The sequence below is a fragment of the Olivibacter sp. EAT-5 genome, assembly GCF_044784325.1.
GTDB classification, from domain to species: Bacteria; Bacteroidota; Bacteroidia; order Sphingobacteriales; family Sphingobacteriaceae; genus Olivibacter; species Olivibacter oleidegradans.
On the sequence record NZ_CP173028.1, the window covers coordinates 1,172,732 to 1,185,301 of the forward strand.

The following is a 12,570-nucleotide window of genomic DNA, read 5'->3' on the forward strand; positions in this document are numbered from 1 at the left end:
TGCATAAAAATAGGGGTCCTTTTTCACAGCCAAAATGGGTGAATAAGACATTGCGAGGGGTATATCGCGTCAAGCGTTTTTGAAATAATTCTCATTTTAGCAGTTTTTATTCATCGATCTGATAAGACTGTTCCTTAGCAAACGCCTTTTGGACGGAAGTGCGCAGTACGTGTTTGAAAGTGAGGGTTTATGAGCTTATTATATTTTTATACTTTCCGTTGAAATGATAATTTTGGATAATGTAAACTGAACAGACAGCAAATAGCGGAGCTTGTTGTTATTATTGAGTAGAAATAAAGCCGCCGCCGATTTGTTGTGAAACTAAAAAATCATGCGTAAAATCATCACCATCACAGGAATATGTATTATAGGCTTTGTGACAGGAAAGGCTCAAAGCCACCTTGTGTCTACACAAGACACGATGGCCACTTATAGGAAAAGAATAGATGAATTAGACAAAGAGATTATTCACTTGTTAGGTGACCGAATGCAAGCTGCTAGAATTATTGGCGCCTACAAAATGAAGCATAACTTAGCCGTGGTTCAACCGGACCGATTTAAGAAGGTGTTACAGCAAGCCATTGCAGAAGGTGAAAAGGTAGGACTATCAGCTGATTTCATAAAGCGGCTTTACGAAGATGTGCACGCTGAAAGTGTGCGTCAAGAGAAGGAATTGGAGCAAAAAGACGGCGTACAAACAGCCTATTAAATAGGCTGGAATGTTGAATTTTTATTAGTTCATTTCAATAAACGCAGCGTAATTAGCGTTACTATTAGTCATGGATATCCCAATCTGAAAATAGCAGCGACAATTACTGTCGGCTTATTTCTTGGCTTCAACGGCTTCCAGTAAGGGTCGGGGATCAAAGACCACCTTAAATTTGGAGATACATTCGTTTTCTATGTGGTACCATCCTGCACTGAAGATTTCTTTTCCACCCATGTTAATACAGTAAAATACAGCGACATGATTTCCATTGGTCATCACCTCCTTAATATTGTATTTAAGCTTCATTTTCTTCATGTCGTCGATATAGCTATCGGAGCCATTGCGACTGCCTAATACGCCTTCGAAGGTCATATCTTTAGCCAACAATTCATGAGCGGCATCAAAATCTTCTCTATTGAGGCTTTCAATAAATTTAAGCACAATGTACTTAGCGGTTTTCATAATTGTTTTTTTTTGTTAACCATTTATTCCGTCGTTTGTTTAAGGGGGCCGATGCAGTCAATAGCCGGTTGCCTTCCCAACAAACAACTATCTTACACTGAAACAATTAAGTATGATATTGGTTGGATTTTTTTACTTCATTAAAATGGATGGTGTAAAAAATTTACATTTTTCAACCATGGCTTGTGATTATTAGGCTTGTATCTGATATTCGTATTATATGATACGCTTCAATAGACCATCGTTTAAGAAATAGTTAAGGATGAATACACCTAAGAAGACTTTTTACGAACAAGAAGTAGAACGAATAAGCAGAGAGCATGGCCTGCCACAACATTATTATGCATACGTAAGGCAATCTAAAGCCTTCATGGAGCGTCATTATGGCGACAAAATTGAATTAGACAAGATCGCATCCGCCGCGTTTATGTCTCGTTTTCACTATATCAGGGTATTTCAACAAGTTTATGGATTGACCCCCCGACAATACCTCAGAGATTTACGCATCGCAAGAGCTAAAGAGCTACTCAAGAAAGGCCATTCCGTCACCTCAGTTTGTTTCAATGTGGGATATGAAAGTTTACCCACCTTCTCGAAGGTCTTCAAGAGAGGCACGGGCTATTCTCCCAAAGCCTATCAAGACCTGAATATTAGCAATCGGGAATAAATATATTGAACGAAAACTGCTGATCTTTGTACTAACAAAACACTTCGGCAATGATTAAAATATATGTAACAAGCGTACCTGTACAAGATCAGGAAAAAGCATTTCAGTTCTACACAGAAAAATTAGGGTTTATCAAAAAAACGGATGTACCCGTCGGTGAATATAGATGGCTGACCTTAGTTTCGCCAAATGAACAGAACGGGGTGGAACTCCTCCTCGAACCTATGGCATTTACGCCAGCAAGAGAATATCAGAAGGCATTAAAAGAGGCGGGTATTCCGTGGACATCCTTTATGGTAGATGATCTAAAGAAAGAATATGAAAGGTTGAAAGCGCTCGGTGTCCAATTTATTATGGAACCTAAAGAAGTTGGACCAACCATGATAGCTGTATTGGATGACACTTGCGGAAACAATATTCAACTGGCCGAAATGCTATAACGAGCATAGGTTAAGATGCGGGGCGGCCTATCCACCGCTCCTACATTAGAAAATGTGATAGGTACGGAACTTGGTCTTCGAGATAATTCGTTGTTTATAATGTCCTATCAAATAGGTAACTTGGCATGACAATACACATGTTATGTCAATAGAGAACGAAGGACCCGAGTTCTGGGAAAAAAGCTTTATCGAAAAACAGGAAATGTGGGGTTTTGAACCTGCTAATTCTGCAATTTTAACAAAAGATTTCTTTCTGAAGAATTCAATCAGCAACATCCTTATCCCCGGAATCGGATATGGCCGAAATGCGCAATTGTTTGTGGAAAACGGAATGCGGGTAACCGGCATTGAAATATCTAAAACGGCCATAGAAATAGCTAGAAAGCACTATGGAAAAGATATGACCATTTATCATGGCTCGGTTACCGATATGCCTTTTGATAATGCACAATTTGACGGGATATTCTGTTATGCTTTAATCCATTTATTGAGCAGTGATGAACGAGAGAAACTGATTCGCGACTGCTACAACCAGCTCGCGGAGGGTGGCTATATGGTTTTTTCCGCCATTTCAAAAGAAGCACCCACTTACGGACAAGGCAAACGGATTGGTAAAGATCGTTATGAAATGTTTGGTGGTGTTAATCTGTTTTTTTATGACTCCGAATCAATTGAAGCAGAATTTGGCAACTTCGGCTTATTCGAGGTTACAAAAGTTACGGAAAACTATCCGTTTTTTCTGATTAAATGTAAAAAGGGTTAAACGGATAGATGTAAATCTCATTTTTGTAATTTTCACTATGGAAAAATCAGAAATACCTCGTTTAGAATTATCGGCATTCGCTCAAAACAGCTATCAGGTGCCTTTTTTAAATGTCCAGCATTATCCTATTGACGGAGATCACTTCGTCATAAAAAATCGAGACGATTATCCGGTAAATGATTATATCTCCCCTAACCGGCGACAATTCTATAAAATTTTTCACATGACGTCGGGCACGGGGATTCTTACAGTGGGATTGCATCAATATCATATGTCGGCCGGCGATATCGGTTTTCTACATCCGGACGAAATCATGTCCTGGCAAACTACTTCCAAAGAGACAGGTGGACATTTTTGTTTGATTAATCCAAAATACTTTGAACTTGATGCCGGCCATGTTCTTCAATTATTTAAACAGTTCCCTTATTTTAAGGCAAACAAAGCGGTGATACAATTAAATGAAAGCCAATCTTCAAAAATAAATCACTATTTCGAGTTAATGCTACAGGAAAATGAAGGGGATAATGAAGATAAAAAGCAAGCGATCCTATTACATTTACAAATGCTATTGTTGGAAGCGCAAAGAGTGGAAAAGGTTCTTCCTAATGTGAATGTTTCTGAAGGATATAATTATCTCTATAGTTTTTTGAACTTATTGGAGTCTTCTTTTCAAGTCCGGGATCCGAATTCGGTTCTTCAAATTAAAACCGCAAGCGAGTTTGCAGACCAGTTGAACGTGCATCCCAATTATTTAAATAGGGTAGTTAAAGAGCGGACAGGAAAAACACTCCGTGAGCACATTCAAGAACGCTTAATTTACGAAGCTAAATCTTTACTTTTTCAAACGGATTGGACGATAAGTACCATTGGCTATGCGCTGGGTTTTTCCGGTCCTGCTTCTTTTTCTTCGTTTTTTCAGAAAAAAGAACGTGTTTCTCCTTCTATCTATAGAAAAAGCGGCTTATTGCAACCAAATATTTGAAACTCGTAAATATCGGTATGTTTTGAACAAACCCTAACCGCGTTACTATAACTTACTTTGTACCATAACATTAAAACAAATATTATGGAAACAAAAAAAGTATGGTTAGTAACCGGAGCTTCAAAAGGTTTAGGATTAACATTGGTAAAAAAATTACTGGACGCCGGTTATAAAGTAGCGGCTACTTCAAGAGATATAAATGCGTTACGTTCGGAAGTAAGCCACTCAGGCTCTGAATTCCTTCCACTCCAAATGGACGTGGTGGATGAACAAAGTGTCGCCAAATCGATAAACAGGATCGTTGATACGTTCGGAATGATAGATGTCGTAGTAAATAATGCAGGGTACGGTCAGATAGGAACACTCGAAGAATTGAGCGACAAAGAAGCTCGTCAAAACTTTGACATAAATGTATTTGGTTCGCTAAATGTCATCCGCCATGTGATGCCTTACTTCCGTAAACAGCATGCGGGTACGATCTTCAACATTTCTTCTATTGCAGGTTTTCTAGGAACTTTTCCCGGTTGGGGCATTTATAATGCGACAAAATTTGCGGTTGCCGGCTTTACCGAGGCCTTATCGGCGGAGGCCAAATCGTTAGGGGTATCAGCAGTGGTAGTGTATCCCGGTTATTTCAAAACGAATTTCTTGTTAAAAGGTTCTATGCGTCTCGCCCAAAATCCGATTGCGGAATATAAAGAAGCTCGGGATTTAGAGGTTATACACGAAGAACAGGTAATAGGCAATCAGCCAGGCGATCCGGAAAAGGCTGCCGCGGTGTTTATCGAAGTCGCGGAAATGGAAACAAAACCCTTGCATCTATTCTTGGGTAGCGACTCGTATAAAATGGCCAGGGATAAAATGGCAACGATCGAAAACGAAATGACTACATATGAGAGTTTGGGTCTTTCGACCGATTTCGGCAACTAAGTACTTTTTAACAGATTCGCCATTCTGAGAGCACAAAATGTGCTCTCAGAATGGCGAATCCTATTTTAATCGGACGTCCAAGTATACGGAGTGACGCCCGTATGTATTATAAAATGGTTTAAAAATTACGTCGTCAATGGTGAACTCTAACTGTTTTGGATCGCCTTTAATAGATTTGCTTATATCTTCAGCATCCAGGCTTACTGTACGCCAGTCTTTCCTTGCTTCAGGTTCTTGGGCTGCTAGTAAAATAGGACCATAAAATAGACTGGCTATATTCTGCTGATCCATAACGGGATCGAGGTGAAACTGAAAGGGCATTTGTAAATCAACAACATCGCCATCTTTCCAATTGCGACTTATTTTTAGATAAGAACCCGGCTTTGCCTCTAGTTTTTGATCTTTACCATTCACCCTTACAAAAAAACCTTTGGTAGCCCAACCCGGCACGCGGACATGCATATCAAACTTTCCACCTCCTTTAATCGTTAAACGGGTGTGATCTTCATTAGGAAAATCCGTTGTTTGTTGCACGGTTATCTTACGTTCCGCCCATTCCAAGGTAGAAGGTATAAATAGATTGACATAAAGTGCATCGTTGTCCTTACTTTTAAAATAAATAGAGTTTTGTAGTTTGGTACTACTTTCTATAGCGGTACCGTTGCAACAGGTAAAGCCTGTCATATGCGGATTACCAAATTGCTTAATAGAACCGGGCCTGAGCGGTACATGATAAGTGTTTGCCGGACTGTCTTCGGCTACTGACGCCAAAATATGATTATAGAGGCCGCGTTCGTAATAGTCCATTAGTTCAGGCCTTTGATCGAATAAGAACAAATCGCTGGTCAATTTAAGCATATTGTAGGTGGCACAGGTTTCGTTTTGACCCCCTGCAGAAAAGCCGTTTTCATATAACGTCGCGGGCTGACTGATAAAACATTCTGCATTGGCCGGATTACGTGCTCCGGCAACGCCTCCAATGCTATACATATAATCGTTCACAACTTTGTACCAAAAGTTGTCGGCGATACTGTAATATACCGGATTGTTGGAAACACGGTACATTTCGATGCTACCCACAATTTGAGGTATATGCTGATTGGCATGTAAACCACGGAAAGTATCTACGTTTTTAGCTAAACCATGCGAATGGCTAGCATCACCGTAGAACATTTTGATGTTATCGAACAACTGTGCAGTTTTAAGGTAATTCGGTTTATTCGTGATCCGATACAGACGGGCCATCACCTCATTCATACCACCGAATTCACCCGCAATATAGGTATTCCACATTTTTATAAGTGTCTCGGTAGGCAATTTGCTCAAACGCGCATACACCCAATCACCCATACCGGTTGCTATTTCAAGCGCTTTTTTATTACCACTCACTTCATATACATCCATTAGCCCTGCTAAGATTTTATGTAGCGTATAATAAGGTGCCCAAACCTGATTCTTCTGTCCGCCATACTTAGCACCACGTTCTAACATGATAAATTGATCCGGTGGATAGGCGCTGATGAAGCCCTCCCCCCAGTTCCAGTAATCGGTACGGATACCCTCATCACTAAAATCTGAGTCATACTCCGTTTTCCCGGGGCCATAAGGCACAGCCGTCGGATCAGATACATGGATACCGCCAGCTTCTTTAGGCTTTCCGGATAATTGCGATAGTTCATAAAGGGTATTAACCATATATTCCATTTTCTCCGCAAATTTGGCCTGAAGTGCTTTATCATATCCGGTGCCGGCATAGGCTTGTGCAATTGCGGTAAGGTAATGACCCGTTGCATGCCCCCGTAATTTCGTTTCCTGGCTGTCCCACACACCTAAAGGTCGCGCTCCTTCCGGCTGCTTCTGACCAAAAGCATGGCGAAACATATAAAGAAAAGAATTAGGATCGGTTGCAGCTAATGTATTGATAAACTTATCCCGATTTTCAATAAATTTAGTTTTGTGGCCACGCGCGTCGGCCTCCAAAGAAACCTGGTCCAAATTAAAGGTTGCGAGTTTTGAACTAGGGGTAGCGCCCGATTTAGCATCTATTACGGTGACGAAAGCCTTGGGTTGTAGATCTGTACCTGGAACGCGCCCGGTAATGGTATAACGTCCCGCTTGAAGAACGGCAGTATTGTCGGTTGGAGCAGGCCAAAGAACCCGCACTTTTGGCCCATTTATCCCTTGCCGATAAGTTCCCTCTATATGACTTGGTAAACGCGGCAAATTTCCTATGCTTGTTTTCACTTCTACATCGGGTACCTTTATTAAGTAGGCATTATAAAGCTTCGACTCGCTTGGAGAAAACTGGTGAAGATTATCTTCTGGCTTCCCGACATTAACCGCAGCTTCCTGACCACCTCTCAGGGCATTGTAGTAAATGCCAGTAACTTGTCTTCTCGTTAGGGGAACGCGATAAATACGAAAATCATGTATCAGGGCATTCAACGAGGGGTTCTCAGGCAATAGCGATTTACCGATATATAGTTGCCTTTTTGCCCCCTGTTCACCGAAGACCGCTGTTAACTCCGACGGTATATCTTTTGTTTCTCCTACTGGTCGGCTATCAACATAGGTTATCATTGCTTTTGAAGGAATATCGATCACGATAGCAAGGTGTACCCATTTATTCAATGGTATAGCTGGAGAAACCGCACCCTTCTGATGATCACCTTTTGTTGTTATCAATGCCTGGCAACCTTCTTGGGTATTTGTCCCTACGGGAGCTACAAAAAAATGCCTGGTGGCATCTTGTCCGAAATCAAAAAAATGTTGACCCCGTTTATCTGAACGCAAGTATATCCATCCCGATATACTGAGCGACTCTAAATCTGTTAAAGCATCTCCTTGGAGCATCACAAAATCATTAGCTGCTCCGGAGAGCGACAAAACCTTCCCGAACCGCTCATCATTAGTAAACTTGATTTCAGGGCCTTGAAATTTCCCGTGCAAATTATTTCTAGACCAGTCTTTGGTATCTCCATCAAATACGTAACGCGCAATCATTCCGGTTTCACCGATACCGTCGAGTATTTGGTCTCCATTTTGTGCTCGAGCGATGTTAACGCCTTCGGCTAAAACAATCAAAAATAGGATAACACGCAAGATTACTTTGTACATTTTCGTTGCCATAAATTGTTTAAAATCTTTTTTGCTCTTACAAAATTCCACTTTCAGAAGTAGCGTTTTTCTAGTACTATATTGGAATGCATCCGTCTAAATCCCTACAAAAAGATTTAAAGACCAATATATTGAAAATAGATAATTTATAGTTTGATAGTTTTTCGTAAAATTATGAAGGTTCGCACTGTTTCGTTACGCCTATTTTAGCAAATGATCACAGGATATTATCAGGTATGCATCCAGAAAACGAAAACAAGGCATTCAATAGTCAAAAAGAAAATGTGCTGGCTTAATACATTAAACCTAGAACCGCTAAACAAGGATTGCTTCTGACTAGCTTTTTTTACGAAAAGGTAAATTTCCTTCACTTACAATTATTATTTTTACCAGACACAAAAATGATGATGATATCTGTTGTGATTATAGAAGACGAACCTGCAGTACGCAGAGAAATTAGCCACCTAATACAGCAGGAGACCGACACTAAACTTGTTGGGTGGAGCGACAACGTGCCTGCTGCCGTCAAAGTAATAGAAAGAGAACGTCCTGACCTGATATTGATGGATATTCAGCTTCGCGATGGAACGGCTTTTGACCTGTTGCAAAAACTAAATCTCATTCCACAAAACATTATTTTTATTACAGCCTATAACCATTTTGCCATCAAAGCGATTAAATACGGGGCATTGGATTATCTATTGAAACCTGTTGATCATACCGAATTGAAAGAAGCTTTGGAGCGCTATCGTCGCCGATGTGAAAACAACCCGCAATGGATGCAACAATTGTCGCTGGCTCAGGCATCAATGACCGAAAATAATTTACCCGAGAGTATTGCACTGAATTCCGTTAATAATATCCGTATCGTGCCTGTTCAGGATATTGTATACTGCAAAGGCGATGGTCCGTATACTTTTTTCTTTCTGAACAATGGAACAAAAGAACTGATATCAAAACCGCTTAAGTTTTACGAAGGATTATTACCCTCTCCGCATTTCTTACGTACGCACCAATCTTATCTGGTCAACCGTAGGTATGTTTCCGATGTAAACCGTTCAGATTATATTGTACTTAAAAACAAGGAAGAAATTCCCATCTCATTGCGCCGGAAAAATGCTATTCTAGATCAACTTTTTCCTACAAAATGAACTTATTTTTACAATACACGGGGTGTTTTATAACGATGTTGCTATGCCTTGGCTGCCGTGAGCAGACATCAATGCTACCCAACAACCAGAACGCACTTACTGAACGGATAACGCAAATTGCTGCTATAAAAGTTAATAACCAAGATAGTGATTCGTTAAAGGGCGTATGGACTAGATTACTTAAAAATCCAATCGTACAGCGAGATACCCTGCTTGCTACGAAGGTTTATTATCAGTTGGCTCGGTTATATGGGATGCAAGGGCAGGATTCTGCCAAAATATATATAGAGCGGGCATTGGAATTAATTGAACCGACCACCGGAAATCTCAAAGAAAAAGCACTTGTTTATAATGGCATCGGCAATATCCGTGGACTGGAATCCAGAACGCATGAAGAGAGTTATTACTACAATAAAGCCGCTGCCATCGTAATCTCCGACAGTACCGTAAATCTTTCACCCGAAGCAAAATCCGCCATACTGCTTTCCGCTGCACAGAGCAACCAGATGGCTTTCCAATTAGATTTGGCGGAGAAAATGAATCGCGCTGCAATACCCCTTTGTGATTCATTACCGAAAGGGCACATCAATCATCAACGGGTATTAGTACAGATGATAAATGTGCTGAACGATCAGAAAGAACCAGCTGATAGTATTGCTTCCTATCTTCAAAAATTGGAGGCGCTTCATCGGTTGTATCCGGACAGGTACAATATTGGTTTTCTCTACGAATCGAAAGTCAATTATTTTGAACAGAGCGCAGAAACAGATTCTTTGTTGCACTATCAGTTAATGAAAAGTGATTTAGATGAATCCGATTATCATGCCGGATTAGCAAATGCAACGGATATCAATAATCTGTTTGTTGATTACTGCAATGTAGCGGCTACTTATATCCTGTTGGAGAAGCCTTCACGCACGAATGAATTTTTGACCAAGGCTAAGCAGTTGAATGAAAAGCATAAGGGAGTAATTTCTACACAGAATGAAGTTCTCTATCAAAAAGATCTAGCAGCTTTATACAAGCTTCAAGGGAAAAAAGATGCGGCCATTGATTTATTACTCAAAACATCGGCATTAGAAAGGAGCATTTATCAAAGAGAAAACATACAGGCTATTGCCGAAATGAATACACTTTACCAATTGCAGGCTAAAGATCGTTCCATCCGTACGTTGAATGAAAGTATGAAGATCAATCAACTGCAATTGCAGCAAAACCGCTTGTGGCTTGCCGTTTCTATTTTGGGTGTTGTATCGCTGAGTGCGACAGTCTTATTCTTATATTACAGTTTTCGCCAACGGCGAACCCGCCAGGAAAAAGAAAAGGTGCTATTGCAGCAACAATTATTGCGTACACAGATGGAGCCTCATTTTATTTTCAACACCTTATCCGCCGTACAGAGTTTTATTCGTTTCGATCAGAAAGATAATGCCATTAAATACCTCAACCGCTTTGGCCGTTTGCTGCGTAGTAGTTTAGCACTAAGCCGAGAGGCTTTAGTTCCATTGAGTGAGGAAATCGAAACGCTGGAGAACTATCTTAGTCTGCAGCAGATGCGCTTTGATCATGCGTTTATATACCATATCGAACAACTACAGGATGAGGATTTAAGTGCTGTCATGCTGCCGCCCATGCTGATCCAACCTTACGTGGAAAACGCCATCCTACATGGCATTGACCTCATCAAGGGAGCGGGAACTATTGCTGTTCGCTTTCAATTGGAAGGGGATGTTTTACAGGTAACGATTACGGACAGCGGCAAAATTGAAGCCTCACCTACTGATGGGACACATCGTTCGCTATCCGGAACCATCAACCGGGAACGCATCCACCTACTCGGCAAAAAAGCAAACATTACCACCACTTCCATCGAAGGAGGGGGCACGCTGATCAGCTTACGTATTCCTGTCGTTTATGGATAATTTCGATGACGAGCTTCTTAATTACCATCTTGTCTTATTTTTCTCGTGGCACTTATAAAAATGACATTATGCGAATTGTAAATATAGACTGCAAATCATAAATGCTTTAGCCCTTTAAGTACACAGGCTTTTATTTTTATGTTTATTATTAAAGCATGCACTTGTTGTATGCAATTGTTTAACAAAAAAATCAAAGCAATGAAAAAATTATTAATGAGTTTGGTTGCTGTAGCGGCCATGTCTACGGCTGCTTTTGCTCATTCAGGTGCAAAGGCAATGGAAAACAACACCGCTAAGCGGACAACAATGCACAAAGCCATTACAGGTGAGGGCTTTATTGAAGTTAGCCGTGAGATCAAAGCAATTAAAAAAGGTTACAAGCGTCTCCAAGCCTGTCATTACACAGTTAACTATTATAACGGTGGAGGTATCCGCTACAATAGTGTTACCTATTCTACCAATGTAGGCGGATCGGGCGATGTATTTGGAAGCTGTGCCGAGTTCTTTCAATTTATAGACAATGGGCATAGAGCGCAAGGTTTTTCCATCACCAAAGGCGCCTTCTAAGATTATTGTTCCCATAGATTACTATTTACATAAAAAGTGAACCGAATGGTTCACTTTTATCGCTTTTATAATGATGAAACAGTTTTTATTATTTTGCCTATTGCTGCGTTGCACATGGGAAGCACAAGCACAGAACTTACACGCTGTGTACGAATATATTCCTTCTGCCGTAGCTACTTTTCATGAGCATGTCTATTTTGAGGGGGGTGTAAAAACCGCGATCCTTGATTCGGTTCCAGTAAACGCTCATACAGAGAAGGGTGGAAATATAGATAATGAAGTGTCTTCCAGCTTTTCAATGGTGCTCAATACAGGTATTAACTATAGACGTATTGTCGTTCAGAAGAATAATGAAAAAGAACTGATTGAAACCCGTTCGCTCAAGGAAACGAATTATTTGGTAACCGATAACTTTCCAGAACTCATATGGAATACCAACTATACCGATACGGATACCTTGGGTAAATATATTTGCCATAAAGCAACGGCGACTTATCGCGGAACTACGTTAATAGCCTACTATACCAACGACATTCCGGTATCTGCAGGTCCATACAAATTTGGGGGACTTCCGGGATTGATTGTACTCCTATATAACGAAAGCGCTAGCCCGAACTATTGGACACTTAAAGAAGTCTCCTATCCTTACAAAGAGCACATCCCGGTGAATGAAAATTATATCTTGTCTTTACCCAAATTATCGCTGGAGGAATATGTTAAGAAAGATGAGGCGTGGGCAGAAGAGCAGATGCGTATTATGGAAAGTAAAATGCCTGCCGTGGGAGGCGTAACAACTGAAAGGCAAAAAGTGCGCGGTACGGTGGAACAGGTTTATGAATGGGAACAAGTCGATAAGTGAG

12 protein-coding genes are annotated in these 12,570 nt (G+C 40.6%); 10 read left to right on the forward strand and 2 right to left on the reverse strand.

Annotation, left to right across the window (positions count from 1 at the left end; all coding sequences use genetic code 11):
* The first annotated feature begins 331 nt into the window (after positions 1–331).
* Complete coding sequence (locus tag ACH11B_RS04845; RefSeq protein WP_149105081.1) at positions 332–709, forward strand: chorismate mutase; 378 nt, start codon at positions 332–334, stop codon at positions 707–709.
* A gap of 114 nt (positions 710–823) precedes the next feature.
* On the opposite strand, the gene ACH11B_RS04850 is transcribed toward ACH11B_RS04845, so the two are convergent.
* On the reverse strand, positions 824–1,171 hold the full coding sequence (locus ACH11B_RS04850) for a nuclear transport factor 2 family protein (protein WP_377611931.1): 348 nt from the start codon (positions 1,169–1,171) through the stop codon (positions 824–826).
* Positions 1,172–1,433: 262 nt separating this feature from the next.
* On the opposite strand from ACH11B_RS04850, the gene ACH11B_RS04855 reads away from it, so the two are divergent.
* From ACH11B_RS04855 to ACH11B_RS04875, 5 genes are all read left to right on the forward strand, one after another.
* Positions 1,434–1,838, forward strand: a complete 405-nt coding sequence (locus ACH11B_RS04855; RefSeq protein ID WP_013664218.1) for a helix-turn-helix domain-containing protein — start codon at positions 1,434–1,436, stop codon at positions 1,836–1,838.
* Between the two features lie 50 nt (positions 1,839–1,888).
* Positions 1,889–2,278, forward strand: coding sequence for a VOC family protein (locus ACH11B_RS04860; RefSeq protein ID WP_013664219.1), 390 nt, complete (start codon positions 1,889–1,891; stop codon positions 2,276–2,278).
* A gap of 142 nt (positions 2,279–2,420) precedes the next feature.
* On the forward strand, positions 2,421–3,041 hold the full coding sequence (locus ACH11B_RS04865; protein WP_013664220.1) for a bifunctional 2-polyprenyl-6-hydroxyphenol methylase/3-demethylubiquinol 3-O-methyltransferase UbiG: 621 nt from the start codon (positions 2,421–2,423) through the stop codon (positions 3,039–3,041).
* A 37-nt stretch (positions 3,042–3,078) separates the two neighbouring features.
* Positions 3,079–4,023 carry a helix-turn-helix domain-containing protein gene (locus ACH11B_RS04870; protein WP_377611933.1) on the forward strand — a complete coding sequence of 315 codons (945 nt, stop codon included), beginning with the start codon at positions 3,079–3,081 and terminating at the stop codon, positions 4,021–4,023.
* Between the two features lie 84 nt (positions 4,024–4,107).
* Positions 4,108–4,953: an SDR family oxidoreductase gene (locus ACH11B_RS04875; protein WP_130854891.1), complete on the forward strand. Its 846-nt coding sequence runs from the start codon at positions 4,108–4,110 to the stop codon at positions 4,951–4,953.
* Between the two features lie 60 nt (positions 4,954–5,013).
* Here the strand turns inward: ACH11B_RS04875 and ACH11B_RS04880 are convergent, their stop codons facing one another.
* Entirely contained in the window at positions 5,014–8,082 is a 3,069-nt protein-coding gene (locus tag ACH11B_RS04880; RefSeq protein WP_149105084.1) for a beta-L-arabinofuranosidase domain-containing protein, read from the reverse strand.
* 389 nt (positions 8,083–8,471) lie between these two features.
* Here ACH11B_RS04880 and ACH11B_RS04885 point away from each other — a divergent pair, with 389 nt between their 5' ends.
* The 4 genes from ACH11B_RS04885 (at position 8,472) to ACH11B_RS04900 (ending at position 12,569) form a co-directional block, all read left to right on the forward strand.
* Positions 8,472–9,221, forward strand: a complete 750-nt coding sequence (locus ACH11B_RS04885) for a LytTR family DNA-binding domain-containing protein (RefSeq protein WP_289554318.1) — start codon at positions 8,472–8,474, stop codon at positions 9,219–9,221.
* Positions 9,218–11,143, forward strand: coding sequence for a sensor histidine kinase (locus tag ACH11B_RS04890; RefSeq protein WP_289554319.1), 1,926 nt, complete (start codon positions 9,218–9,220; stop codon positions 11,141–11,143). Before ACH11B_RS04885 ends, ACH11B_RS04890 begins: the two co-directional genes overlap by 4 nt.
* Before the next feature lie 198 nt (positions 11,144–11,341).
* Positions 11,342–11,710, forward strand: a complete 369-nt coding sequence (locus ACH11B_RS04895) for a hypothetical protein (protein WP_289554320.1) — start codon at positions 11,342–11,344, stop codon at positions 11,708–11,710.
* 70 nt (positions 11,711–11,780) lie between these two features.
* On the forward strand, positions 11,781–12,569 hold the full coding sequence (locus ACH11B_RS04900) for a GLPGLI family protein (protein ID WP_289554321.1): 789 nt from the start codon (positions 11,781–11,783) through the stop codon (positions 12,567–12,569).
* The last annotated feature ends 1 nt before the right edge of the window (position 12,570 follow it).